Origin of the sequence: Variovorax sp. RKNM96, assembly GCF_017161115.1 — a bacterium.
Taxonomy (GTDB): domain Bacteria; phylum Pseudomonadota; class Gammaproteobacteria; order Burkholderiales; family Burkholderiaceae_C; genus Variovorax.
This window is the reverse complement of sequence record NZ_CP046508.1, coordinates 3,919,717-3,945,227: the sequence shown is the minus strand read 5'-3', so window position 1 is coordinate 3,945,227 and position 25,511 is coordinate 3,919,717. Positions and strand designations below refer to the sequence as shown.

General features: G+C 66.1%; 25 protein-coding genes. 19 read left to right on the top strand and 6 right to left on the bottom strand.

Going from position 1 to position 25,511, the window contains the following annotated elements; translation table 11 throughout:
* The first annotated feature begins 9 nt into the window (after positions 1-9).
* From ssuC to GNX71_RS18090, 6 genes are read left to right on the top strand one after another with little or no spacing between them, the layout of a single operon-like run.
* A complete protein-coding gene (ssuC, locus tag GNX71_RS18115) occupies positions 10-861 on the top strand; it encodes an aliphatic sulfonate ABC transporter permease SsuC (protein ID WP_206173604.1) in 852 nt (283 codons plus the stop codon).
* 11 nt (positions 862-872) lie between these two features.
* Positions 873-1,838, top strand: a complete 966-nt coding sequence (locus tag GNX71_RS18110) for an aliphatic sulfonate ABC transporter substrate-binding protein (protein ID WP_206173603.1) — start codon at positions 873-875, stop codon at positions 1,836-1,838.
* Between the two features lie 4 nt (positions 1,839-1,842).
* Positions 1,843-2,679, top strand: coding sequence for an ATP-binding cassette domain-containing protein (locus tag GNX71_RS18105; RefSeq protein ID WP_206173602.1), 837 nt, complete (start codon positions 1,843-1,845; stop codon positions 2,677-2,679).
* A gap of 34 nt (positions 2,680-2,713) precedes the next feature.
* On the top strand, positions 2,714-4,000 hold the full coding sequence (locus GNX71_RS18100) for an aminotransferase class I/II-fold pyridoxal phosphate-dependent enzyme (RefSeq protein WP_206173601.1): 1,287 nt from the start codon (positions 2,714-2,716) through the stop codon (positions 3,998-4,000).
* Between the two features lie 22 nt (positions 4,001-4,022).
* Positions 4,023-4,619, top strand: coding sequence for a malonic semialdehyde reductase (locus GNX71_RS18095; protein ID WP_206173600.1), 597 nt, complete (start codon positions 4,023-4,025; stop codon positions 4,617-4,619).
* Positions 4,620-4,666: 47 nt separating this feature from the next.
* Entirely contained in the window at positions 4,667-4,882 is a 216-nt protein-coding gene (locus GNX71_RS18090) for a molybdopterin-binding protein (RefSeq protein ID WP_042579699.1), read from the top strand.
* A 58-nt stretch (positions 4,883-4,940) separates the two neighbouring features.
* Here the strand turns inward: GNX71_RS18090 and GNX71_RS18085 are convergent, their stop codons facing one another.
* Positions 4,941-5,387, bottom strand: a complete 447-nt coding sequence (locus GNX71_RS18085) for a hypothetical protein (RefSeq protein ID WP_206173599.1) — start codon at positions 5,385-5,387, stop codon at positions 4,941-4,943.
* 148 nt (positions 5,388-5,535) lie between these two features.
* Between GNX71_RS18085 and GNX71_RS18080 the strand changes: the two genes are divergently transcribed.
* From GNX71_RS18080 to GNX71_RS18025, 12 genes are all read left to right on the top strand, one after another.
* On the top strand, positions 5,536-6,633 hold the full coding sequence (locus tag GNX71_RS18080; protein WP_206173598.1) for an ABC transporter substrate-binding protein: 1,098 nt from the start codon (positions 5,536-5,538) through the stop codon (positions 6,631-6,633).
* Positions 6,634-6,670: 37 nt separating this feature from the next.
* Positions 6,671-7,540: an ABC transporter permease gene (locus GNX71_RS18075; RefSeq protein WP_206173597.1), complete on the top strand. Its 870-nt coding sequence runs from the start codon at positions 6,671-6,673 to the stop codon at positions 7,538-7,540.
* Positions 7,540-8,349: an ABC transporter permease gene (locus tag GNX71_RS18070; protein WP_206173596.1), complete on the top strand. Its 810-nt coding sequence runs from the start codon at positions 7,540-7,542 to the stop codon at positions 8,347-8,349. The genes GNX71_RS18075 and GNX71_RS18070 overlap by 1 nt, the downstream gene beginning before the upstream one ends.
* A 13-nt stretch (positions 8,350-8,362) precedes the next feature.
* The gene (locus GNX71_RS18065) at positions 8,363-9,193 is read left to right on the top strand and encodes an ABC transporter ATP-binding protein (protein WP_206173595.1); all 831 of its coding nucleotides are present in this window, start codon (positions 8,363-8,365) and stop codon (positions 9,191-9,193) included.
* Positions 9,194-9,236: 43 nt separating this feature from the next.
* Positions 9,237-10,181 carry a TauD/TfdA family dioxygenase gene (locus GNX71_RS18060; protein ID WP_206173594.1) on the top strand — a complete coding sequence of 315 codons (945 nt, stop codon included), beginning with the start codon at positions 9,237-9,239 and terminating at the stop codon, positions 10,179-10,181.
* Between the two features lie 129 nt (positions 10,182-10,310).
* Positions 10,311-10,793: a rhodanese-like domain-containing protein gene (locus tag GNX71_RS18055; protein ID WP_206173593.1), complete on the top strand. Its 483-nt coding sequence runs from the start codon at positions 10,311-10,313 to the stop codon at positions 10,791-10,793.
* A gap of 50 nt (positions 10,794-10,843) precedes the next feature.
* Entirely contained in the window at positions 10,844-11,758 is a 915-nt protein-coding gene (gene epsC, locus GNX71_RS18050; RefSeq protein ID WP_206173592.1) for a serine O-acetyltransferase EpsC, read from the top strand.
* Positions 11,755-12,024 carry a helix-turn-helix transcriptional regulator gene (locus tag GNX71_RS18045; RefSeq protein ID WP_013541111.1) on the top strand — a complete coding sequence of 90 codons (270 nt, stop codon included), beginning with the start codon at positions 11,755-11,757 and terminating at the stop codon, positions 12,022-12,024. The genes epsC and GNX71_RS18045 overlap by 4 nt, the downstream gene beginning before the upstream one ends.
* 64 nt (positions 12,025-12,088) lie before the next feature.
* Entirely contained in the window at positions 12,089-13,021 is a 933-nt protein-coding gene (locus tag GNX71_RS18040) for a family 2A encapsulin nanocompartment shell protein (RefSeq protein ID WP_042579703.1), read from the top strand.
* Between the two features lie 6 nt (positions 13,022-13,027).
* Entirely contained in the window at positions 13,028-14,968 is a 1,941-nt protein-coding gene (locus tag GNX71_RS18035; protein WP_206173591.1) for a family 2A encapsulin nanocompartment cargo protein cysteine desulfurase, read from the top strand.
* Positions 14,969-15,324: 356 nt separating this feature from the next.
* A complete protein-coding gene (locus GNX71_RS18030) occupies positions 15,325-17,721 on the top strand; it encodes a GH92 family glycosyl hydrolase (RefSeq protein ID WP_206173590.1) in 2,397 nt (798 codons plus the stop codon).
* Positions 17,722-17,781: 60 nt separating this feature from the next.
* Positions 17,782-19,140: an NAD(P)/FAD-dependent oxidoreductase gene (locus GNX71_RS18025; protein ID WP_206173589.1), complete on the top strand. Its 1,359-nt coding sequence runs from the start codon at positions 17,782-17,784 to the stop codon at positions 19,138-19,140.
* A gap of 7 nt (positions 19,141-19,147) precedes the next feature.
* On the opposite strand, the gene yjjJ is transcribed toward GNX71_RS18025, so the two are convergent.
* The 5 genes from yjjJ to GNX71_RS18000 all read right to left on the bottom strand — a co-directional run bounded on the left by yjjJ (position 19,148) and on the right by GNX71_RS18000 (position 24,469).
* Positions 19,148-20,467: a type II toxin-antitoxin system HipA family toxin YjjJ gene (yjjJ, locus tag GNX71_RS18020; protein ID WP_206173588.1), complete on the bottom strand. Its 1,320-nt coding sequence runs from the start codon at positions 20,465-20,467 to the stop codon at positions 19,148-19,150.
* Between the two features lie 87 nt (positions 20,468-20,554).
* The gene (locus tag GNX71_RS18015; protein ID WP_206173587.1) at positions 20,555-21,250 is read right to left on the bottom strand and encodes an aspartate/glutamate racemase family protein; all 696 of its coding nucleotides are present in this window, start codon (positions 21,248-21,250) and stop codon (positions 20,555-20,557) included.
* Positions 21,251-21,255: 5 nt separating this feature from the next.
* Positions 21,256-22,188: a 2-dehydropantoate 2-reductase gene (gene panE, locus GNX71_RS18010; protein WP_206173586.1), complete on the bottom strand. Its 933-nt coding sequence runs from the start codon at positions 22,186-22,188 to the stop codon at positions 21,256-21,258.
* Positions 22,189-22,251: 63 nt separating this feature from the next.
* Positions 22,252-23,472, bottom strand: a complete 1,221-nt coding sequence (solA, locus tag GNX71_RS18005) for an N-methyl-L-tryptophan oxidase (protein ID WP_206173585.1) — start codon at positions 23,470-23,472, stop codon at positions 22,252-22,254.
* A gap of 13 nt (positions 23,473-23,485) precedes the next feature.
* Positions 23,486-24,469 (bottom strand): aliphatic sulfonate ABC transporter substrate-binding protein, encoded by a 984-nt coding sequence (locus GNX71_RS18000; RefSeq protein WP_206173584.1) that lies wholly within the window; start codon positions 24,467-24,469, stop codon positions 23,486-23,488.
* Positions 24,470-24,667: 198 nt separating this feature from the next.
* Here GNX71_RS18000 and GNX71_RS17995 point away from each other — a divergent pair, with 198 nt between their 5' ends.
* Positions 24,668-25,501, top strand: a complete 834-nt coding sequence (locus GNX71_RS17995; RefSeq protein WP_206173583.1) for an ABC transporter substrate-binding protein — start codon at positions 24,668-24,670, stop codon at positions 25,499-25,501.
* The last annotated feature ends 10 nt before the right edge of the window (positions 25,502-25,511 follow it).

Sequence of the window (25,511 nt, the reverse complement as noted above, 5' to 3'; positions counted from 1 at the left end):
AGGACTTCCATGACTGAACAAGTGCAGGAGCTTCCGGTGGCTTCAACCGATTCCGATGCAGCTTCCGGCAACGCGTTCAAGGCCTTCGGCCTCAACGTCGCAGGCCGCCTCGTTCCCTGGCTCGTGCCGGTGGGGCTCATCGTGTTCTGGCAGATCGCCTCGTCGCTCGGCTGGTTGTCGACGCGCGTGCTGCCGGCACCGGTCGACGTGGTCAAGGCCGCATGGTCGCTCACTGTTTCCGGCGAACTCTGGACGCATGTGAAGGTGAGCGCCGGCCGTGCGCTCGCGGGCCTGGCCATCGGCGGCGGTGCCGGGCTGGCGCTGGGCCTGCTCACGGGCTCGGTGAAGTTCGCCGAGACGCTGCTCGATTCGACCATCCAGATGGTGCGCAACATCCCCGCGCTCGCGCTGATTCCGCTGGTGATCCTCTGGTTCGGCATCGACGAATCGGCCAAGCTGTTCTTGATCTCGGTGTCGGTGTTCTTTCCGATCTACCTCAACACCTTCCACGGCATCCGCAACGTCGATCCGCAGCTCATCGAGATGGGCCGCACTTACGGCCTCACGCGCTGGCAGCTGTACCGCGAGGTGATCCTGCCGGGGGCGCTGTCGTCGATTCTCGTGGGCCTGCGTTTTTCGCTGGGCCTCATGTGGGTGATCCTGATCGTGGCCGAGACCATCTCAGCGCAGGCCGGCATCGGGTATCTGACGATGAACGCCCGCGAGTTCCTGCAGACCGACATCGTGCTCGTGGGCATCCTGCTGTATGCACTGCTCGGCAAGCTGGCCGACCTGTTCGCGCGCGGCCTGGAGCAGTGGTGGCTGCGCTGGCACCCGGGCTACCAGAAGAAGCCGAAGTGAGGGCGGGGCAGATGAACAGATCCATTTCCCGCCGCACAGCCATCGCCACGTTGGGTGCCCTGAGTGCAGGTGCCGTGCTGGCACAGGGCGTTGCTCCGCGACCCGTCACCGTGCGCTTCGGCTACCAGAAGTCGTCGACGCTCACGGCCTTGCTCAAGGCACAAGGCACGCTCGAAAAGCAACTCGCGCCGCTCAATGCCACGCTGAGCTGGCACGAGTTCACCAGCGGCCTGCCGCTGCTCGAGGCACTGAACCTGAACAACCTCGACATCAGCGCCGACGTGGCCGACACGGTGCCCGTGTTCGCGCAGGCGGCCGGTGCCGAGCTGACCTTCATCGCGCAGGAAGCGCCGTCGCCCGCGGCGCAGGCCATCGTCGTGAAAGACGACTCGCCGCTCAAGACCGTGGCCGACCTGAAGGGCAAGAAGGTCGGCTTCGCGAAGGCGGCTGGCGCGCACTACCTGCTGATCGCCGCGCTGGAGAAGGCCGGCCTCTCGTTCAAGGACATCGAGCCCGCGTATCTCACACCGGCCGATGGCCGCGCCGCCTTCGAGAAAGGCGCGATCGACGCGTGGGTGGTGTGGGACCCGTTCCTCGCCGCGGCGCAGCGACAGTCGAAGGTGCGTGTGCTGGCCGACGGCGCGGGCATCGCGTCGTACCAGCGCTATTACCTCGCGAGCACCAAGTTCGCGAAGGCGCGGCCCGATGTGCTGCGCGTGATCTATGCCGAGCTCGAGAAGACCGGCAAATGGGTCAAGCAGAACCCCAAGGAGGCGGCCGCGCTGCTGTCGCCCGTGTGGGGGCTTGACGCCGCCACCATCGAACAAGCCAACAGCCGCCGCAGCTATGCAGTGCGCCCGGTCGTGGCCGAGGGCCTGACCGAGCAGCAGCGCATCGCCGATGCCTTCTTCGGCGAAAAGTTGCTGCCCCGAAAACTCAATGCGCTCGACGTGGCGCTGTTCAAACCCGGAGCCTGAAGCCATGAGTGCCGTTCTGAAAGACATCCAACCCCAGGCCATCGCAGGCGGTGTGCGCCTCGAAGCACGTGGCCTGCACAAGCGCTACGGCACGCGCGACGTGCTGCGCAATACCAAGCTCACCATCGAGCCGGGCCAGTTCATCGCCATCGTGGGCCGCAGCGGTTGCGGCAAGAGCACGCTGCTGCGGTTGATCGCGGGGCTCGAAGAAGCGACCTCCGGTGGCCTCTACACCGATGGCAAGGCCGTGAACGGCCTGCACGATGACACCCGCATCATGTTCCAGGAGGCGCGCCTCCTGCCTTGGCGCCGCGTGCTCGACAACGTGACGCTGGGTTTGTCGAACGACGCCAAGCCGCGCGGCAAGGAAGTGCTCGCGCAGGTGGGCCTGGCCGACCGCGAGAACGAATGGCCGGCGCGCCTGTCGGGCGGCCAGCGCCAGCGTGTGTCGCTGGCGCGGGCGCTGGTGCATCACCCGCGCCTCTTGTTGCTCGACGAACCGCTGGGTGCGCTCGACGCGCTCACCCGCATCGAGATGCACCGGCTCATCGAGAACCTCTGGCAGCGCCATCGCTTCACCGCCTTGCTGGTGACGCACGACGTGCAGGAAGCCGTGGCCCTGGCGGACCGCGTGATCCTGATCGAAGACGGCCGCATCGCACTCGACGAAAACATCGCACTCGCACGCCCGCGCTCGCAGGGCGACCCGGCCTTCGCGGCCATCGAAAAACGCATCCTCGACAGGGTGCTGCAAAAGCCCGGAACTCCCGAAGAGGCCGACAGCAGCGCCGACGCCAACTGGCTCGGAACACCCGCGCACGCGCTGCGCTGGGCGATCTGAGCCTTCCTTCCTCTTTCGCTGAAAGGCAGTCCCTATGTCGCAGAACTGGAAATTCGAAACCCTGTCGGTGCACGCCGGCTACTCGCCCGATCCGACCACGCGCGCCGTTGCGCCGCCGATCTACCAGACGGTGGCCTACGCCTTCGACAGCGCGCAGCACGGCGCGGACCTGTTCGATCTGAAGGTGCCGGGCAACATCTACACCCGCATCAACAACCCGACGCAGGACGTGCTGGAGCAGCGAGTCGCCGCACTCGAAGGCGGCATTGCAGCGCTCGCACTGGCTTCGGGCCAGGCGGCCGTGACCTATGCGATCCAGACCATCGCGGAAGCCGGCGACAACATCGTGAGCAGCACCGCGCTGTATGGCGGCACCTACAACCTATTTGCGCACACGCTGCCGCAGTTCGGCATCACCACGCGCTTTGCGGACCACCGCGATCCTTCGAGCTTCGAGAAGCTCTTCGACGACAAGACCAAGGCGGTGTTCGTCGAGTCGCTGGGCAACCCCGCCGGCAACGTGACCGACATCGCGGCCATCGCCGAGATCGCGCACCGCCACGGCGTGCCGCTGATCGTGGACAACACCGTGCCCTCGCCTTACCTGAGCCGGCCCATCGAGCATGGCGCCGACATCGTGGTGCATTCGCTCACCAAGTACCTGGGCGGCCACGGCACGAGCATCGGCGGCGCCATCGTCGATTCCGGCAAGTTCCCGTGGGCCGAGCACAAGGCGCGCTTCAAGCGCCTGAACGAGCCCGACGTGAGCTACCACGGCGTGGTCTATACCGAGGCGCTGGGCCCGGCCGCGTACATCGGCCGTGCACGCGTGGTGCCGCTGCGCAACACGGGTGCGGCCATCTCGCCGTTCAACGCCTTCCTGATCCTGCAGGGCATCGAGACGCTCGCGCTGCGCATGGACCGCATCAGCAGCAACGCGCTCAAGGTGGCGCAGCACCTGAAGACGCACAAGGCCGTGAACTGGGTCAACTACGCGGCGCTCGAAGACCATCCGGACTACGCGCTGGCGCAGAAGTACTTCGGCGGCAAGTCCAGCGGCGTGCTGACCTTCGGCATCGGCAGCGGCCGTGAAGGCGGCGCGAAATTCCTCGATGCGTTGAAGCTCTTCACGCGCCTCGTGAACATCGGCGACGTGCGCTCGCTGGCCACGCACCCAGCCTCGACCACGCACCGGCAGCTTTCGCCCGAAGAGCTCGCAAGGGCTGGTGTGACGGAAGACACGGTGCGCCTGTCAGTCGGCATCGAGCACATCGACGATTTGATTGCTGACCTCAACGTCGCGTTGGCCGCCGCATCCTGATCGCTTCGACGAACGAAAAACCATGACAACACTCAACGCCATTCCCGAAGCGGCGCTCGACCAGCTGTTCCGCAAGGCGCGCACCGTGCACGCCTTCAAGCCGGTGCCCATCACCGACGAAGTCATCCGCAAGCTCTACGACCTCGTGAAGTGGGGCCCGACCGCCTACAACGCGCAGCCCGCGCGCTACGTGTTCGTGCGCAGCGAGGAGGCCAAGGCGAAGCTGAAACCCGCAGTTTCGTCCGGCAACACGGCGCAGACGCTGGCGGCTGGCGTGACGGTGATCGTGGCGCACGACACCCGCTTCTACGAGCACCTGCCCACGCAGTTCCCGGCCTATGACGCCAAGCCCTTCTTCGAGAAGAGCGCCGAGGCCGCGCAGGCCACGGCGTTTCGCAACAGCAGCCTGCAGGGCGCGTACCTGATCCTGGCGGCGCGTTCGCTTGGCCTGGACGTGGGGCCGCAGTCGGGCTTCAACGCTGACCTGGTCGACAAGGCGTTCTTCCCCGACGGCCGCTACCGCGCCAACTTTCTTGTGAATCTCGGTGTGGCCGATCACGCCGGCACTTTCGAGCGCGGGCCCCGGCTCGCGTTCGACGACGTGGCGGAGATCGTCTGATCTCTCCATCCCATCCTTTATTTCTTCAACCTGAAAGAGAAACCATCATGTCCATCCAAGCCATCAACGTGCGCAACCAGTTCAAGGGCAAGGTCCGCGAAATCATCCGCGGCGACGTCGTCTCCGAAGTCGATGTCGAGACCGCCTGGGGCATCGTGACCTCGGTCATCACCACGCGCTCGATCGACGAGCTGCAACTGAAGGTCGGCTCCGACGTAGTCGCGCTGGTGAAGTCGACCGAGGTTTCGATCGCAAAGCTCTGACGGACCCTCAGGCGATTGCGAACAACCCGGCGTCCTGGCGGCGCCGGGTTTTTTTACGTCACTGCAGCCTGGGCAGGAACGAAGTCTCCATGTGATAGCGCTTGGGGTTGTTCCGATCGATATAGACCGGGATCCATTCCGGCACATAGTCCGTCGGATCGAACCAGAGGTTGGCGCTGCGGAACACATGCAGGCGGTTGTTCGCGGTGTCGTGCCATTTGGCGACGATGCGGTAGGGATTCTCTCCATTCACCTCGAGGCTGCCGTTGAGTTCCACCTCCTGGAACTCGGCCTCGATGAGCTGGCCGTTCTGGCGCAGGTCCGCTTCCTTCTGCGCGCTCCAGCGGCCGAAGGCGATGATGCCGCCGCCGATGCCCGCGAAGATCACGCCCATGATCGTCAGGGCCAGCTTGGCCTCGGGGTCCACGAAGATGGCGCCGACCAGGAGCGCGAGCCCGAGGGCCAGGAAGAGCCACTTGATGAGGGTGATGACCTTGTGATCCATGGCGCCACTGTGCCTGTGTTTCGCGCAGGTCGATATAGCCAACATGGCTTAGTCGAATGGGGCATGAGGAACTGCGAACAGCTTCCTTCCGGCCTGCGCATCCGCCTCGCAGAATCTTTTGGATTCATCGAAGCCAAGGTCGCCCCACATGCTCAAACGTTCGTTCCTCCGCCACGCCGCTGCGTGGCCCCTGATTGCCGCAGCGCCGCGCTTGCTGGCTGCCGGTAACGACGCATCACCGCCCGTCATCCGCATCGGCGTGGCGACCGGTGGCGTCGGCAATCCGGTGCGCTTCGGCGGCTCGTCGGCGGCGCTGGTTCACTCGACCGGTGCGCTGGAGGAAGAGTTCAAGGCCGACGGCACGAAGATCGAGTGGGTGTTCTTCAAAGGCGCGGGGCCGGCGGTGAACGAGGCGCTCGTCAACAAGCAACTGGACCTGGCCTGGCAGGGCGACCTGCCTTCCATCGTGCACCGCGCGGGCGGCGTCAAGACCCGGATCATCGCGGGCTCGGGCGTGCGCAACGGCCTGTACCTGGCGGTGCCGCCGGATTCGGCGGTCAAGCGCATCGAGGACCTGCGCGGCAAGCGCATCGCGCTCTACAAGGGCACGAACCTGCACCTGGCGGCCGTGCGCGCGCTGGCGGCACATGGGCTCAAGGAAAGCGATGTGCGCCTCATCAACCTCGACCTGCCGGGCGCGCAGGCCGCGCTGGCCACCAAGGACATCGACGGCGCGTTCGGCTATGTCGAGCTCTTCGTGCTGCGTGACAAGGGCGTGGCGAAGGTGATCTATTCGGCCTCCGAGGATTCGTTCAGGTACACGCGCCAGACCGTGCTGCTGGCCTCGGACGATTTCGCGCGCAACCAGCCCAGGGCCACGCAACGCATCGTGAACACGCTGGTGAAGGTGGCGCGCCGCTATTCCGACGAGTCGCAGCGCGACGAAGTGTTCGCGCAATGGGGCAAGGCGGAAGTGGCCGAGAAATACTGGCGCGAGGACTTCATCGGCCAGCCGCTGCGCACGCGCCTGTCGCCACTGCTCGATCCGTTCCTGGTGCAGCGCTACAAGGACTCCGCCGAGCAGGCACTGGCGCTCAAGCTGGTGCGCGGCAAGGCCGAGATCGACAGCTGGTTCGACCGCAGCTTTCTCGATGCATCGCTGCGCGAGCTCAAGCTCGAGAACTACTGGCCGGTGTACGAGGCCAACGGCGAGATCAGCGGCAAGCAGGTCGCGGTGTTGCGATGAATGACCACTCGTCGGTAAACGCATTCGAGGTGGCCGCATGAGCGCGGTATTGCCTCCGGAATCGTTGCCGCTCCCCGCGGCCGAGCGGTCTTCGCCGCTTGCCGTGTGGCGCACCTGGCGCACCTGGCGCACCTGGCGCGCCCGGTTGTCGGGCATCGGGCGGCTCTTGCTTGCCTGGCCGGTGCCGCTGGCCGTGCTGCTCTTGTGGCACATCGCGGCGCGCAATGAATGGATCGCGCCGCAGGTGCTGCCGTCGCCCGAAACGGTGGCCGCCACTTTTGTGGATGCGCTGCAAAGCGGCGAGCTGATCGAAAACCTGCGCATCAGCCTCTGGCGCGTGTTCGCGGGCTTCGGCGTCGGACTGGTGGGCGGCCTGCTGCTCGGCGTGGCGATGGGCCTGTCGCCGACCTTCAAGGACTACACCTACCCGCTCTTCAAGGCCTTCGCGCAGGTGCCGGTGCTGGGGTGGCTGCCGCTGCTGATGCTGCTGGTGGGCATCGACGAGGCGCTCAAGATCATCCTGATCGCCAAGGCATCGCTCGTGCCCATCGCGCTCAACACCTTCAAGGGCATCCAGAACGTGCCCACGCGCTACATCGAGGTGGCGCGGGTGTTCCGCTTCAGCCGCTGGCAGATGCTGTCGAAGGTGGTGTTTCCGGCTGCATTGGCGCCGATCTGGAACGGCGTGCGCTATGGCTTCACGCACGCCTGGCTCGCGCTGGTGGTGGTCGAGCTGTTGGCGTCGAGCGAAGGGCTGGGCTACATGATCGTGTTCGGCCGGCAACTGTTCCAGCTCGATGTGGTGCTGGCGGCGGTGGTGATGGTGGGCGCGGTCGGGTTCGTGCTCGACAAGCTGCTCGCGCTCGTCGAGACGCGGCTGCTGCGCTGGCGGCGGGCGGGGTTCTGATGAGCGGCAGCACAGCTTCCGTGGACCGGAATCTCTTTCGCCGCGTGCCCAAGCCCTTGCGCGGCTGGGTGCTGCCCGTGTTGCTGGTAGCGCTCTGGTGGGCGGCGTTCCGCTTCGGCTGGTCGAGTTCGCCGCTGCTGGTGTCGATCGACAGCGTCTGGCAGCGGGCGGTGGAGCAGGCCACGAGCGGGGCGCTGTGGACCGGGCTCTCTGCGAGCCTGTGGCGCGACCTGGCGGGTTTTGCGATCGGCGCGAGCGCCGGGCTGCTTTTCGGTGCGGCGCTGGGGCTGTCGCGCTTGTTCGAAAACCTCGTGGGGCCGAGCTTCCACACGCTCAAGCAGATCTCGCTGTTCGCATGGATTCCGCTCCTGTCCGTGTGGTTCGGCCTCGGCGACGCGGCCAAGGTGGCGTTTCTCTCGCTCGCGGCTTTCTTCCCGGTGGTGCTCAACACCTTCGAGGGCATCCGCAGCGTGCCCGGCGACCTGGTCGAGGTGGCGCGCGTGCTGCGCTTCAGCCGCTGGCAGCTCTTCACGCGCGTGGTGCTGCCGAGCGCATCGCCCTCGATCTTCGCGGGCGTGCATCTGGCGTTGATCTACGCGTGGCTCGCCACGCTGGGCGCGGAGTACCTGCTGGTCTCGGGCAAGGGCATCGGCAACACCATGATCGACGGGCGCGACCACTTCTGGATGGACCTCGTGATCTTCGGCGTGATCGTGGTCGGCCTCGTGGGCTTCACCCTCAACTGGATCGCGACGCGCATCGAGAACCGCCTCCTGGCCTGGCGCGGGCGTTCCGTGGCCGGCTTCTGAAAGAGAAAAAGACATGGCACACGCCGCAACACTCGAAATACGACAACTGAGCAAGCAGTACGAGGTCGAGGGCGCACCGCTCAAGGTGCTCGATGACATCAGCTTGACCATCACACCGGGCGAGTTCGTCAGCATCGTGGGCTCCAGCGGTTGCGGCAAGTCGACGCTGCTGCGGCTGATCGTCGGGCTCGAGGCCGACTACCGCGGCGAGGTGCTGATCGACGGGAACCGCATCGTCGGCACCAGCCTGGACCGCGGCATCGTGTTCCAGGAGCACCGGCTGTTTCCGTGGCTCACCGTGCAGCAGAACATCGCGCTCGGGTTGCTGAACGCGGGCCTCGATGCGGCGCAGAAGCGCAAGGAGGTGCAGGCGCACATTGAGCTGGTCGGGCTCAAGGGCTTCGAGAGCGCGTACCCGCACCAGCTGTCGGGCGGCATGTCGCAGCGCGTGGCGATTGCGCGGGCGCTGGTCAACCGGCCCGAGATCTTGCTGCTCGACGAGCCCTTCGGCGCACTCGACGCGATGACGCGGGCGCATCTGCAGCAGGAGCTGCACCGCATCTGGCAGGCCGAGGGCATCACGATGATCCTGGTCACCCACGACGTCGAGGAGGCCGTGTACCTCGGCGACAAGGTGGTGGTGATGGAGCCCCGACCGGGGCGCATCCGCCGCATCGTGCCGGTGGCGCTTGCGCATCCGCGCAACCGCGTGGACCTGGCCTTCACCCATGTCAAGGAAGAGGTGTTGCGCGAGTTCGCGGGTGCGCCACTTCCCGAAGCACCGCCGCAACTGCCGCCGGACACCTCGGGCGGACTGCCCGCCGGGCTGCGCTTTGCCTACTGAGCCTTTCGTTTTTTCTTTCCATCCAACCCAAAGAGGACCTTCGATGAGCGCTGTTCTTTCTTCCCCCGCCGTTGCACAAGACAACGAACTCGACATCGTCCGGCAGGCCGGCCACATCGGCGCCGAAGTGCGCGGCGTGCGGCTCTCGGGCGAATTGCAGCCGGAGGTGTTCCGGTCGATCAAGGCGGCGCTGCTCAAGCACAAGGTGCTGTTCTTCCGCGGACAGCAGCACCTGGACGACGCGCAGCAGCAGGCCTTCGGCCGTCTCTGGGGCGAGCTGGTGCCGCATCCGACCGTTCCCTCGAAGGACGGCACGAAGCTGCTGGAACTCGATTCGCGCCACGGCGGCCGCGCCAACTCGTGGCACACCGACGTGACCTTCGAGGTGGCGTATCCGCAGGTGTCGATCCTGCGTGCGGTCGTGATTCCGCCCTATGGCGGCGACACCGTCTGGGCCAACACCGTGGCCGCCTACGAGAGCCTGTCGGACGACCTGAAGGCGCTGGCCGATCGCCTCCGCGCGGTGCATGGCAACGACTACGACTACGCCGCCTCGCGTCAGCCCGCCGACCTGGCCGACGAGGGCGTCAAGCGCTACAAGGAGGTGTTCACCCGCCGCCTGCTCGAAGCCGAGCACCCGGTGGTGCGGGTGCATCCCGAGACCGGCGAGTGCAGCCTCGTGCTGGGCCACTTCGTCAAGCGACTGGCCGGCCATTCGACGTATGACTCCCAGCACCTGCTGAGCGTGCTGCAGAGCCATGTGCACCGCCTGGAGAACACGGTGCGCTGGCGCTGGACGCAGGGCGATGTGGCGATCTGGGACAACCGGGCCACGCAGCACTACGCGATCAACGACTACGGCGACCAGCACCGGGTGGTGCGCCGGGTCACGATCGCGGGCGATGTGCCGTATGGCGTGGATGGCGGGAAGAGCGTGGACCTCACCGCGCCGGCCGTGCGGGCGGCGGAGGCGGCTGCCGTCGTTTGAGCATCGGCCTATACAACGTCCGGTTGTTAGGAATCGACTTTTCAGTCGTTTGAGGTTCCGCTCGGCGCTCCTAAAGTGGTGGTTATCGCCATCAAGGCGAATACCAACGCACAACAGGAGCCGCACAGCATGTCAGTGGAAGTTGAAGAAGAACTCGTCTTGCCCGAAGCACTGGAACAGGCGCGCGCCAAGGCCGCCGAAAACAACTGGCCTTATGCCGGCGGCGTGACGCCGACGGTGGCCTGGGATCTGGTGCAGAAGGGCCAGGCGGTGCTGGTCGACGTGCGCTCGGGCGAGGAACGCAAGTTCGTCGGCCATGTGCCCGAGAGCCTGCACGTGGCCTGGGCCACCGGCACCGCGCTCACGCGCAATCCCCGTTTCGTGCGCGAGCTCGAAGCCAAGCTCGCGAAAGAGGGCGGCAAGGACGCCGTGGCGCTGCTGCTGTGCCGCAGCGGCAAGCGCTCCGCGCTGGCTGCCGAAGCGGCCGCGAAAGCCGGTTTCACTCAGGTCTTCAACGTGCTCGAAGGCTTCGAGGGCGAGATCGATGCACAGCAGCACCGCGGTGGTGCAGACGGCTGGCGCTTCCACAAGCTGCCCTGGGTGCAGGACTGACGGCTACCCGCGCAAGACCTGCACAAGACGTTCAAGGGAGGAAAAAACACATGGCCCATTTCGAGGTAAGCGACATCGTGCGCGCGCTGCATGGCGTGCGCGACGAGTGGCGCGATTCACAGCGGCGCTCGCGAGAGCCCGGCGCGCGCGAGTTTCCATCGCGCGATGCGCTCACGCAGATCGTCGAATCGCTCAAGGGTGCGCTCTTTCCGATGCGGCTCGGCCCGCCGGACCTGCGTCACGAGAGCGAAGACTTCTACGTCGGCCACACGCTCGACGCGGCCTTGCAGGCGCTGCTGCTGCAGGCGCGTCTGGAACTCAATTTCAATGCGCGTCTCCAGCCGCGCCCAGCGAGCGAGATCGACGACCTCGCCACCGAGGCCGTGCGCCAGTTCGCGAACGCGCTGCCCGAGCTGCGCCGCCTGCTCGACAGCGACGTGCTCGCCGCCTACCAGGGCGATCCGGCCGCGCGCAGCGTCGACGAGGTGCTGCTGTGCTACCCCGGCGTGCTCGCGATGATCCATCACCGCCTTGCGCACGAGCTGTACAAGCTCGGGCTGCCGCTGCTCGCGCGCATCGTCGCGGAGTTGGCGCACGGGCAGACCGGCATCGACATCCACCCCGGCGCACAGATCGACGCGGGCTTCTTCATCGACCACGGCACGGGCGTCGTGATCGGCGAGACGGCCGTCATCGGCAAGCGCGTGCGGCTCTACCAGGCCGTGACGCTCGGGGCCAAGCGCTTTCCGACCGACACCGAGGGCAACCTGCAGAAGGGCTTGCCGCGGCATCCGGTGGTGGAGGACGACGTGGTCATCTATGCGGGCGCAACCATCCTCGGGCGCGTGACGCTAGGGAAGGGCGCCGTCATCGGCGGCAACGTCTGGATCACCGACGACGTGAAGCCGGGCGCGAGCGTGACCCAGGCCAGTTTGCAGAATGCACCGAAAGCGAGCGCACCATGAAAGCCTTTGTCGAAGATTTCGGCGTCACCGTGCGCCAGTTGCGCGAAGCGAACGGCTGGTCGCAGGAGCAGCTCGCCGAGCGCTCGGACCTCAATCGCTCGTACGTGGGGGAGGTCGAGCGCGGCCGCGTGATTCCGTCGATCGTCACCGCGCAGAAGCTCGCGACGGCACTGGGCATCAACATCGTGAACCTACTCGCGCGTTGCGAGCAACTCGAACAATCGCGCCTTGCAAGGCGGATCAACTTGGCGGCTATAGCCTGTTGAGGGGAAACCCTTGGGCGCCGGACACTGGCGCCCACTTTCTCACCCCTCCACGGAGTTTCAATACATGAGCGCAACAGTCGGTGGTACCACCGCCCTTGGCGACAACGCCGCACGCCAGCTAGCCAATGCCACCAAGACAGTCCCTCAACTCGAGACCATCAGCCCGCGCTGGCTGACGCACCTGCTGCAATGGGTGCCGGTGGAAGCGGGCATCTACCGCGTCAACAAGGTCAAGAACCCCGAGTCGATCAAGGTCACCTGCACCTCGCGCGAAGAAGAAAACCAGCTGCCGCGCACCTTCGTCGACTACGAAGAAAACCCGCGCGAGCACTACCTCAATGCCGTGAGCACCGTGCTCGACGTGCACACCCGCATCTCCGACCTGTACAGCAGCCCGCACGACCAGATCAAGGAGCAGCTGCGCCTGACGATCGAGACGATCAAGGAGAACCAGGAGAGCGAGCTCATCAACAACCCCGACTACGGCCTGCTGGCCCAGGTGAGCGAAGAACAACGCATCTTCCCGCTGACCGGCGCGCCCACGCCCGACGACCTGGACGAGCTGCTGACCAAGGTGTGGAAAGAGCCCGCGTTCTTCCTCACGCACCCGCTCGCCATTGCCGCCTTCGGCCGCGAGGCCACGCGCCGCGGCACGCCGCCACCGACCGTGAGCCTGTTCGGTTCGCAGTTCATCACCTGGCGCGGCATTCCGCTGATTCCGTCGAACAAGGTGCCGGTGGCCGATGGCAAGAGCAAGATCCTGCTGCTGCGCGTGGGCGACAAGCGCCAGGGCGTGGTGGGCCTGTTCCAGCCGGGCCTCTCGGGCGAGCAGAGCCCGGGGCTGTCGGTGCGCTTCATGGGCATCAACAACCATGCGATCGCGTCGTACCTGATCTCGCTGTATTGCTCGCTCGCGGTGCTGACCACCGACGCGCTGGCGGTGCTCGACGACGTCGAGATCGGCAAGTACCACGACTATCCCGACACCTACAAGTAAGCCGCGGTGAGTACACCCACGACTCCGGGCGAGGCGCCGTTCGATCCGGCCATCCTCGCGCGCATGGCGAGCGCCATGTTCTCCGCGCTGCCAGGCACGCCGCCGACCTCGCTGCCCGGCGTGGCGAGCGGGCTGGTGCCGGGCGCACAGTTTCCCGCCAACATTGCACCGCCGGGCTCGCCGCTCGTGAGCCCCGCCGGCTTCGGGCCCAGCGTGCCGGGCACGCCGATTCCGCAGGGGCAGATTCCGGGCGCCAACGTGCTGCCCGCATCGCCGACCCAACTGCCTTCGCTCGCGAACCGCGCGCCGGCCTTGCTGCCGCATGCGGTGGCGGGCAACGGCGTGCCGGACACTGTGTTCTCGGTCGCGCCGGCCTTCGAGCCGCGGTCGGGCGGCACGGTGCTGGGCGTGCCTCAGCAGGTCGGTGCACCCGTGGCGCCGCAAGCGGGTGCGTCGTCGCCGTTCTACTTCCTGAACAACAGCTACGGGCATCCGACGGCAGGTGCCGGCGATGGCTTCGCGATTCACGATCCGTTCGCAGGTCTTGCGGCGCCGACCGCTCAACCCGCGTTGCCACCGAGCCCGCCCTCGGCGCCGGCGGGTCGCGATGCGCAGTTCTACTTCGTCGATGCGGTGCGACTGCCCAACGGCTTCGTCACGCCGGCCAAGCCGGACCCGCGCGGCCCCGACGCGGTACCGCTCGCCGGCAGCGGCCAGCATCCGCCGTTCGACGTCAACGCCGTGCGCCGCGATTTCCCCATCCTGCAGGAGCGCGTCAACGGCAAGCAACTCGTGTGGTTCGACAACGCAGCCACCACGCACAAGCCGCAGTCGGTCATCGATCGCATCGCGTACTTCTACGAACACGAGAACTCGAACATCCATCGCGCGGCGCATGAGCTCGCAGCGCGTGCGACCGATGCGTACGAAGGCGCCCGCGAGCGCGTTCGCAAATTCATCAACGCACCCGAAGTCGAAGAAGTGATCTTCGTGCGCGGCACCACCGAGGCGATCAACCTCGTGGCCAAGAGCTGGGGCGGGCAGCACGTGGGCGAGGGCGACGAGATCATCGTCTCGAACCTCGAACACCACGCCAACATCGTGCCGTGGCAGCAGCTCGCCGCCGCCAAGGGTGCGAAGCTGCGCGTGATCCCGGTGGACGACTCGGGCCAGGTGCTGCTCGACGAATACCGCAAGCTCTTGAACGACCGCACGAAGATCGTTGCCGTCACGCAGGTCTCCAACGCGCTGGGCACCGTGGTGCCGGTGAAGGAGATCGTCGAGCTTGCGCACCGTGCCGGCGCCAAGGCGCTGGTCGACGGCGCGCAGTCGGTCTCGCACATGCGCGTGGACGTGCAGGACATCGGTGCCGATTTCTTCGTGTTCTCCGGCCACAAGGTGTTCGGCCCGACCGGCATCGGCGTGGTCTGGGGCAAGCGCGAAGTGCTCGAGGACATGCCGCCGTGGCAGGGCGGCGGCAACATGATTGCCGACGTGACCTTCGAGAAGACCGTGTTCCAGCCGATCCCGAACAAGTTCGAGGCCGGCACCGGCAACATCGCCGATGCGGTGGGATTGGGTGCTGCGATCGACTACGTCAACAAGGTCGGCATTGAGAACATCGCGCGCTATGAGCACGACCTGCTCGTGTACGGCATGCAGAAGCTCGGTGCGATCCCGGGCGTGCGGCTGATCGGCACGGCGGCCGACAAGGCCAGCGTGATGTCCTTCGTGCTCGACGGCTACACCACCGAAGAGGTGGGGCATGCGTTGAACGACGAAGGCATCGCGGTGCGCACGGGCCATCACTGCGCACAGCCGATCCTTCGGCGCTTCGGTGTCGAGACGACGGTGCGGCCTTCGCTCGCGTTCTACAACACCTTCGACGAGGTGGATCGCCTGGTGGCTGTGGTGCGGCGCCTCGCGGGACAGCGACGCGCAGGCTGAGCGAAACTCGCTCCCCCGAAACGGCGGCCTTCATGGCCGCCTTTTTTTTTGTTGCTCTGCCAACGCCGGGTTTCGTTCGGGAAATCACAAGCGCACTTGCACGAGCGCCGTACATACACTGCGGCCGTTTGGCGCCCGACCGTGGGCGATGTGCAAGCAGCAAGGGAGACAAAATGGAAAAGAAAATCGCATGCAAAAACTTGGCGGCGGGGCTTGTTGCCGCGTCGGTGTTGTGGGGGTGTGGCGGGGGTAGCTCGAGCAGCTTCGTCGCTGCGCCTGAGGCTGGAAGCGGGGCCACTGAGCCCGTTGTGACGGTGCCTCCTGCAGCACCGCCCGTCGCGGAACCACGAGTCGATATGGCGCTGACGAAGTACGTCAATCTGTTTGTCGGAACGATGATGTCCGACACCGGGAGCGGCCATTCCGGCAACGTCAACCCGGGTGCCCAGACGCCCTTCGGCATGGTCAGTTTCGGACCGGACACCACGGGAAGCGGACGGCCGTACAACGAGGGCTCGGGCGGCTACTACTACGCGGACACAAGAATCCGCTACTTCAGCATGACCCATCTCAACGGGCCTGGCTGCAGAGGGCAAGGGGCTGTGGCGATCCTGCCGCACACAGAGGGCCAGATTCCCGGAGACGGTGGCGTCCCCTACAAAAAGTCGAACCAGTCGGCCACGCCTGGCTACTACAAGGTGAAGTTCGACAACGGCATCACGAGCGAGCTGAGCGCGACGACACGCACCGGCATGGCGAGGTTCAGCTATGCGCACAAGGACAAGGCCTTCCTTGTCATCGATGCCTCTCGCAACAACCGCAATCAAGATGGCATCTCCTATCCTCAGCTGACGGAAACCACGCTGAGCGCGGATGGCAAATCCGTTTACGGCAAAGCGATCGCGCACGAGTTCTGCGGCGGAACGTGGAAGCAGCCGGTTTACTTCCACGCGACCTTCGACAAGCCGCTCAAACCCAGCTCCAGGGTCGATGGCAAGTCGGCGCTGCTGCAGTTCGATCTGGCCGCCACGGATCTCACGGTGCAGATGAAGGTCGGGATCTCTTCGGTCAGCGTTGCCAATGCCCGGAAGAACCTCGAAGCCGAAAATGCGGGTTGGTCCTTCGACACCCTGAAGACGGCGGCGGAGAAGACCTGGGACAGTCGGCTGAATGTGGCCCAGCTCGATCTCGCAAAGCCGGGCGAGATCGACAAGCTCGATGTCGGGCAGAGGGCCGACGCCACCACCCAGCTCTCGAAGTTCTACACGGCGCTGTACCGCGTCTACAGCGGTCCGACCGTCTACAGCGACGTCAATGGCGACTACCGCAGCATGAAGCAGGTGGACATCAAGCAGTCGAGCGATGAGCTGCCCAAGCGGGGCACCGAGAACGTCGCCAACTACAAGTTCAAGGTGGATGGCAAGGACGCCGGCTACAAGACCCATTACTCGGGCTTCTCGATGTGGGACACCTACCGCAGCCAGGCCCAGATGCTGGCGATGATCGCGCCGGACGAGGCCAGCGAGATGATGCAGTCGCTGGTGGCCGACGCTCAGCAGTGCGGTGCCTTCCCGCACTGGGTGGATGGCAGCGAGGACACGGTTCCGATGAATGGCGACCATGCGCCGACGGTCGTCGCGGGCTCCTACCTGTTCGGGGCGAAGAAATTCGATCTGGCGAACGCACGGAAGTACATGCTGCAGTCGGCGGGCGATGCCGACAGTCAATGCAACAACATCCATGCGATCGGCAAGCCGGTCAACATCGACAGCCGTGCCGACTACCTGAGCCTGGGGTGGATTCCGTCCGGCAAGGGCTATGAGCATCCGTCGTCGACCACGCTTGAGGCCATCACCACGGACCGTTCGATCGGCGCGTTTCTCGATGCGCTGCCTGACACCCGCGCGGCGGACCAAGGCGTCATCCAGAAGGTGTTCAAGAGGGCGGGCAACTGGCAGAACATCTTCAACGACGCGAGCAAGTCCCTCGAATCCAAGGCTGCCGACGGTTCGTGGGCAGGCCCCGGCGATTTCCACGAATCGTCCGAGACCAACTACATCTGGACCTTCGCCCATGACTGGACCCGTCTCATCGACAAGCTCGGAGGCAAGGCGAGTGCTCTCGACCGGCTCGCCAAGCTGTTCTCGCTCGATTCAGCGGATCCGTTCAAAGGGCGTGAACCAACTGGCAAGGAACTGAATGGCGACGGCAGTGAAAACGGCGAACACTCCAGCAAGTACTACATCGGCAACGAGCCGGCCTTCCAGACCCCCTGGGCCTACAACTGGATCGGCTCGGCCAAGCACGCGCAGTACATCATCCCGGTGATCCTGAAGAAGAACTTCTCCCTGGAACCGGGTGGCCTGCCCGGTAACGACGACATGGGCGCGACCTCGGGCTGGTACGTGTGGGCCGCGATGGGTCTCTATCCGGCGATCCCCTCTGCGCCGGGCCTCGCGGTCTCCACGCCGCAGTTCTCGGGCATGACGCTGTGGCTGGGCAACGGCAAGAAGCTACGGATCGAAGCCGACAGGCAGGCCCTGCTCGACGACGTGCGCTACATCAGTGAGATGAAGCTCAACGGCACCACCTATGCCGGCTCGTGGCTGCCGCTGGACAAGATCAAGGACGGTGGAACGCTGAGCTACAAGCTGTCGCCCACGCCCACCGACTGGGCCTCCGATCCGGCGTTGACGCCGCCATCGGGGCCGGATGCGGACTACACCAAGGCGACGGCGTTGCCAGCGGGGTGAAGGGCAGTTGCGGAGGGGCGTTATGCTGCGCAGCATTGTCAAACAACGTGTGCAGCCTGAATGTCTCTCCCGACTGAAGTCACCGAACCCGGCCCGACCGCGAACGAATCCTGCGACGTGATCGTGATCGGCGGCGGTCCTGCCGGTTCGACCGTTGCGGCACTGCTGGCGCAGCAAGGCCGCAACGTGGTGCTGCTGGAGAAGGCGCACCACCCGCGCTTTCACATCGGCGAATCGCTGCTGCCGGCGAACGTCGAGCTGTTCGACAGGCTCGGCGTGCGCGACCAGGTCGAGAAGATCGGCATGCCCAAGTTCGGCATCGAGTTTGTCTCGCCCGAGCACGAGCACCGCAGCTATGTCGAATTTGCCGAGGGCTGGGACAAGTCGCTCGACTCCGCTTGGCAGGTTCGCCGCTCGGAGCTCGATGAACTGTTGTTCCGCAACGCAGCCACGCGCGGCGCGCAGACCCTCGAAGGCTGCAAGGTGCGCGACGTGGCCTTCGATGCCGACGGCGCGACCGTCAAGGCCGAGATGGACGATGGCGCCAAGCGCAGCTGGCGCGCCCGCTTCGTGGTCGATGCCACCGGGCGCGACACGCTCTTGGCCAACAAATTCCGCTGCAAGGAAAAGAACCCCGACCACAACAGCACCGCCGTCTTCGGCCACTTCACCAACGCCGAGCGGCTGGAGGGCAAGAAGGAAGGCAACATCAGCATCTGCTGGTTCCCGCACGGCTGGTTCTGGTTCATTCCGCTGGCCGATGGCACCACCAGCGTGGGTGCGGTCTGCTGGCCGTATTACCTGAAGACGCGCGACAAGCCGCTGAAGGATTTCTTCTACGACACCATCGCGCTGTGCCCCGTGCTGGTGGACCGGTTGAAGAACGCCACGCTGGTCGACGACGCGGTGCATGCCACCGGCAACTTCTCGTACTCCAGCACGCACGCGACGGGCGATCGCTACCTCTTGCTGGGCGACGCCTTCACCTTCATCGATCCGATGTTCTCCTCGGGCGTGTACCTGGCGATGCACAGCGCGTTCGATGGCGCCGAACTCGTGGCCACCGCGCTCGACCAGCCGGCCGAGCTGGCAACCGCGCGCCAGGGCTTCGAGGCCATGATGCGCAAGGGCCCGCGCGAGTACTCGTGGTTCATCTACCGCGTGACCAACCCGACCATCCGCGACATGTTCATGCACCCGGGCAATCCGTTCCGGGTGAAGGAGGCGCTGATGTCGCTGCTGGCCGGCGACATCTACAAGGGCACGCCGATGTGGGGCGCGCTGCGGATGTTCAAGGTGCTGTACTACGGCATCTCGCTCGCGAACTTCCGCCGCACCTGGGCGGGGTGGAAGCGGCATCGCTTCAATACGCGGGACATGGGGGCGCTGAAGGGGGAGACGGTCCTTAAGTCGGAGTGATTGCGGCTCAGACCCCTGGTATCTCGCCAACGAGCCGCGCGTTCTGCCGCGCGAGCGTACGGAACGCCGCGGAGAGGCGGTCATCGGCCGCCACGGCTTGCCAGAACACGCCTGCCAGTTGCCGGGCGCGGGACCATTCCTGCAGGGTTTCGACTGTCGGCAACAGTCCTGTGGCCGACAGCTCGCGCGGTGGCAATTCGCCGCTGGTGGGCGCATAGAGCGTGGGAAGCACGTCGTAGGCCGGCGCGAGCCGCCAGTCGCTGCCTTCGATGAGCAGCGAGATGTTGCCGTAGTGGCGATCGGTGTTGCCGATAAGTCGACCGAAGGCTTCAAGGAAACGCAAGCGCTGCGCATCGTCGGCGCGCAAGAGGCCGCGTGAGGCCATCCGGTTGGCTGTGGCGGCCCAGTTGTCGATCTTGCCGATGTACTGGGAGTCGTACGCCATCAATGACACCATGCCGATGCGACCCCGTGCCGAGCGGTCGAAGCGTTCGACCTCCAGGAACACGCGGCCGCCCTCGATGAAAAGGCGTGTCGTGGCCGCGGCCACGCCGGCCTCCGCGAGCGTGGACAGCGCCAAGTGCTCGCAGACGAGCAGGTCGCGCGAACGGCGGTCCGCTGGCGATGCGCCGGCCGGCGAAAACTTGACGATGACTTGCCTGCCATCGCGCATCGTGCAGAACTTTGGCTGTTCGCCGCCAGCCGACGAACCCGGCAGCGTGCCTTGCATCGCGCTGTCCGCCATGGACGGGTAGTCGGCAATGGCAACGGCGCGCTCAGGTTGCGCGGTCATGGTTTGAAAGCGACGGAACGATTCCGCACCGACGACCAGATTGCCGGGCAGGTCTTCTCCGCACAGGGTGAGGGCCTGAAGTACGTCGTCGTCGTTCCAGTGTTCGGGGTTCGGAGGCAGTCCCAGCTCGGGGTGACCCTGGGCGAATGCGCGGCCGATGAACCCCTGGGGACGCATGTCGGACAGGAACCAGGGCAGGCCGTCGTGCAGCGCGCTGCGGCCTTCCTGCTCGTCCATCCAGCAACGGCCGCCCTGCAGTGGAACGATGCGACCGAATGGCAAGGCGTTGCCTGCGGCATCGATCTTGACGACCGGCACTTCGGTGCCGACGTGCTCGACATGCCGCGGAACCACATACATCTGGGAGCGTGCGGCGCCCACCTTGAGGATTTCCGCGCTGCGGATCAGTGGCGCCAATGCTCGAGAGACTGTCGCTTGGCTGACGCCGAGATGAGCCTGGATTTCGGCGCTCGTGGCCACGCCCTGCGCGCGGACGAATGCAAGTGCGACGGTGGTCGGGGATGCAGTGGCCATTGAATACAAATGTGAATAGATAAATTATCTACTTCTTCATTGGGAAATTCAAATCAGATGGATTAATTAGTGAATAGATAATTGGGATCAGATTGGGTTGGCAGCCCCAAGGCTCCACGCCGTCCCCGACGCCCGCAGCGTCGCCACTGCATGCGCAACCCCGAGCCCCGGGCTGCTCAGCACATCGATCCCCAGATCCGCAAGCAGCGGCGTCACCGGCGCCATCGAAGCCTGTGCAAGCACCACCACGTCGGCCCTGCTGACCGCACCGCGAATTGCGGTTGCCAGCGTTTCCACATAGCGCCCGGTATCGCCGGCCTGGAAATGCGCCCAGGCCTCCTCGACGAGCAGCGCGCTCGGCCGCGTGCCGACGCCGGCCTGCGTCGCCGCCGAGAGGATCAGCGCCGTGGTCGGCTCCAGCGTGCTTTCGACGGTCGCGACGATCAGCACGCGCGGGCCGGTGCGCACTGCGCGGTCGGCCATGGCGCGGTCGATGCGCAAGGCCGAGAAGGCGCCGCCGGTGGCGGTTTTCTCGGCGATGCCGCCGATGGTCGAGCAGGTGCACACGACCACCGCGGCGCCGTCCGATGCCGCCTCGCGCATGGCCTCCTGCACGCGCCTGACCAGCGCCGCGTTGTCGATGCCCACGACGCGCGCATCGGCCAGCAACTCTTCCATCACCAGGTGGCGCACCTCGAGATCGGGCGCGAGGTCGCGCACCAGGCGACCGAAGGTCTGCACATGCGACTGCGCCGTATGGAGGAAGGCGAGCGCGCCGGCCATGGATCTCAGCCGGCCTCGCGGGCGCGCCGGGCCTCGTAGGCCTTGAGGTGGACGTAGGCGGTGCGCAGCACGGTGGGCACGGGCGAATCGCTCTTGGGCGCGCGGCCGAGGAGATCGCCCACGATGTGGTCGGCCTCGACCGCCGCACCGCGCACCATGTCCTTGTACATCGATGCCGTCATCGGCGAGCCGGCCGTCGTCACCACCGCGCGGCCGCGCTGGATGGCTGCGGGGCGCGGTGCGAAGCCGTTGTGCGCGGCGATGGCGCAGCATTCGTCGAAGATCGAAAGCGCCACGTCCTGCCCGCCGGCCGCGACGATGTCGCCGATGGAGGCGCGCATCAGGCTGGTAAGGCCCGCCGCCGAGGCGATGAAGACCCACTTCTCCCACATGTCCTGCGCGATGGTCTCGCTCGCGGTGGCGTCGAACTTCGCGCCGGCGAACTGGGCCGCGATGGCATCGACGCGCGCCGAGCGCCCGCCGGCGCGTTCGCCGTAGCTCAGGCCGTGCATGTCGTTCAGGTGCAGCACGCGGCCTTCGTCGTCGAGCGTGGCCGAGATCATGCAGAGGCCGCCGAGCACGCGCTCGTCGCCGAAGCGTTCGACCAGCTGGTCGATGTGCTTCATGCCATTGAGGAGGGGGAGGACCACCGTGTCCGGGCCGACCGCGCGCGCGAACGAATCCATCGTCGAATCGAGGTCGTAGGCCTTGCTGCCGACGACGACCACGTCATACGGGCCGTCGATGTTCTCGGCCAGCACATGCTTCGGTGCGGGAAGTTCGAGGTTGCCGAAAGGGCTCTGCACCACGAGCCCGGTCTTGGCGAGCTGCGCAGCCCGGCGCGGACGAAGAAGAAAGGTCACATCGCGCCCCGCCTCCAGCAAACGGCCGCCGAAATAACCACCGAGTGCACCGGCACCCACCACCAAGAATCTCATCGCGCATTGCTCCAGAAATCAAAAGATCGGGAGCCATGATGCCCGCGTTCGCGCCGGGCCGCTCTAGGCAGTTTCCTTCTCCAGCAGGCGCTGGCGGGCAAAGGGGCGCAGGTCGAGGCCGTGCGTGCTTGTGCGGCCCAGAACCTGTTCGGCGATGGCTTCACCCAGGCCCGCCGAATGCTTGAAGCCGTGGCCCGAGCAGGCCGAGGCGACCAGCACGTGGGGCAGGCCGTCGAGCGCATCGATCACGAAGCGGCGGTCGGGCGTCACGGTGTACATGCAGGCGCGCGCCTTGAGGGCGCGGCCGCCGATCTGCGGGAAGCGGCCGGCGACACGTTCGCGGTACATCGCGGCGGTTTCCTCGGGGCTCACGGTGCGGTCGATGGTGTCGGGCGTGGTGGCCGCCACGTACTGCTCGGTCGCGACCTTGAGCGCGGGCTGCGCGGGGTCGGAGGAGGGGAAGCCGTACATGTAGTCCTCCTGCCCGTCGCCGAACATCCAGATGAAGATGGGGAAGCGGCCGGGCGAGAAATCGGCCGCGGCGCTGCCGGTGTCGAACCAGTGCATCACCTGCCGATGGACCGAAAAGTCTGCCTGCCAGTCGGCTCGGGCCTGCCGGCCGAGGAATTCGGGAAGCCACGCGCCCGCTGCAATCACCACGCGGTCGGCAGTGAAACTCGCCGAATCGGTGCGCACGCGAACCGTGTCGCCGTTGCCCACCGGTTCGACCGACTGCACGCGCTCGCCGGTGCGCGTCTGCGCACCCGAAGCGCGGGCCACCGCGAGCTGTGCGCCGATGGCGTCTTCGGGCCGCACGAAGCCGGCGTCGCGCTCGTGGTAGCCGATCTCGTCGCCCTGCAGGTTGAACTGCGGAAAGCGCACGCGGATGCCGGCTGCGTCGAGCACCTCGTGCGCGATGCCGAAGCGCTCCGCAGAGGCGATGGTGCGGCGCACGAAGTCGGACTTGCCGTGGTGCTCGGCCACGCGGTCGCGCGGCGCGAGGATGAGGCCGCCCGTGGTGGTCATCAGCGGCTTGCCGGTGCGGGCCTCGAGCTCGCGCCAGATGGCGTGCGAGCGTTGCACGAAGGGCACGTACTCGTCGCCTTCGCCGACTGCCAGCCGCGTGATGCGCGAGTCGCCGTGCGAGGAGCCCTGGTCGTGCGGCGGTGCGAACTGGTCGATGCCCAGCACGCGGGCGCCGCGCTGCGAAAGTTGGTAGAGCGTGGCCGCGCCGAGGGCGCCGAGGCCGACGACGATGACGTCGTAGTGAGAGTTCTGAGTCACGGTGGCGGATGCGTCAGACGAGGTTCAGGTCCAGGAAGGCGTCCTTCACCTCGATCGGTTTCGGAATGAGCTTGAGCTGCGCGAACACATCGGCCAGCCCCTGCTGCTCCTGGGCGATGGCCGGCGTGAGCGCGACCACGCCATATTGACGTCGTTCGGTCGCGAGCGCCAGCACCTTGGGCTCGACCTTGAGCTGCGGCGCCAGCGTGGCGACCACGTCGGCAGGATGCGCCTGCGCCCACTCGTTGGCCTTGCGCAGTTCGGCGAACACGGTGCGCAGCAGTTCCTGATTGGCGCGTGCGAAGCCGGGCTGCGCGAAGTGATAGGTGCGGTTGCCGCTCAGGCCCGAGCCGTCGAACAGCAGGCGCGAGTCGGTCGCCACCTGCGCGCCCGCCAGGAACGGGTCCCACAGGCCGATGGCCGCGACGCTGCCCGACTGGTAGGCGGCCACCGTGTCGGAGGCTGTGACGATGTAGACCGGATCGATGTCTTCGTAGCGCAGGCCCGCGGCCTCCAGCGCCCGGATCAGAACGTACTGCGTGTTGTAGCCGCGGCCCGTGACGACGCGCTTGCCCCGCAGGTCGCGCACGCTGCGGATCGGCGATTCGCGCGGCACCAGGAAGCCGACGCCGCCGGGGTAGGGGCTTTCCGCCGCAAGGTAGGCAAGGCCCTTGCCGCTGGCCTGCTGGAACACGCCGATGCCGTCGGAGGCATGGCCGAAGTCGATGGCATCCGCGGCCAGTGCTTCCGACAGCTGGCTGCCGCCCAGGAATTCGGCCCACTCGACCTTCACGCCGCTGGGGGCGAGCGACTTCTCGAGCTGGCCCGTGCCCTTGAGGATGTTGAGCGTGTTGAACTTCTGGTAGCCGATGCGCAGGACCTTGGCGCGCGACTGGGCGAACAGCGGCGCGCAGGCGGCAACGGCCGCTGCACCGAGTCCGGCACGAAGAACGAGGCGCCGCGACACGGCGGACGATGACAGTGGGTTGGGGTGCATGGCGTTGCCGCGCGGTGCGCGGACGGAAGAAGTTGGCGGAAGGCCGGCGACTGTAGAGGCCGGAAGCACGCCGCACCACGAAGCTTTTTTCATTAGTTCATGCCCAACTCGCAGGGGCATATGCAAGCGGAATTTGCTTAGTTGGCGCACGGGTGCGTGCTGCCTAGAGTCGCGCCTTTCCATTTCCGAAGAGCAGGCATGACCCGCAGCAAATTCATCGTTTCGAGCCTGGCGCTGGCCGCCGGCTTTTTCGCATTCGGCAGCTCGGCCTGGGCCGACAAGCTGGACGACGTCAGGAAGGCCGGCGTATTGCGCGTGGCCGCATTCGACGGCAACCCGCCTTTCGGCTACATCGATCCGGCCAGCAAGAAGCAGGTGGGCCACGACATCGACCTGGCCACCGAGTTCGCCAAGAGCCTGGGCGTGAAGATCGAGCTGGTGCCGACCAACCCGGCCAACCGCATTCCGCTCCTGACCTCGGGCAAGGTCGACGTGGTGTTCGCAAGCTTCACCATCACCGACGAGCGCGCCAAGGCGGTGGACTTCACGACGCCTTACTTCCTGGTCGGCCAGCAGTTCCTGGCAAAGAAGGGCGTGCTGAAGGACGCCGCGCAGATCAAGGACATCCGCATCGGTACCGAGAAGGGCACGACGATGGAGGCCAACCTGCGCAAGAACTACCCCGACGCGAAGGTCGTGCTGTACGACGATTCGCCCTTCGCGCTGGCCGCGCTGCGCAACGGCAACGTGCAGGCCATCACCAACGACGGCGTGAAGCTCACGGCCCAGTGGAATGCGATTCCCGACAAGGAGAAATACGAGATCCCGCCGATCACCGTGTCCAGGGAGTACCTGGGCGCCGCGGTGCCCAAGGGCGAGGCGCGCCTGCTCGAGGCGCTCAACACCTGGCTGGCCGAGAGCGAGAAGAACGGCCGCGCCCTCGCGATCTACGACGCCTGGTTCGGCCCGAACAGCAAGGCGCCGCTGCCGCGCCTCCTGAAGATCGGCGACCAGCGCGTGGCGGCCAATTGAGGTCGATGCG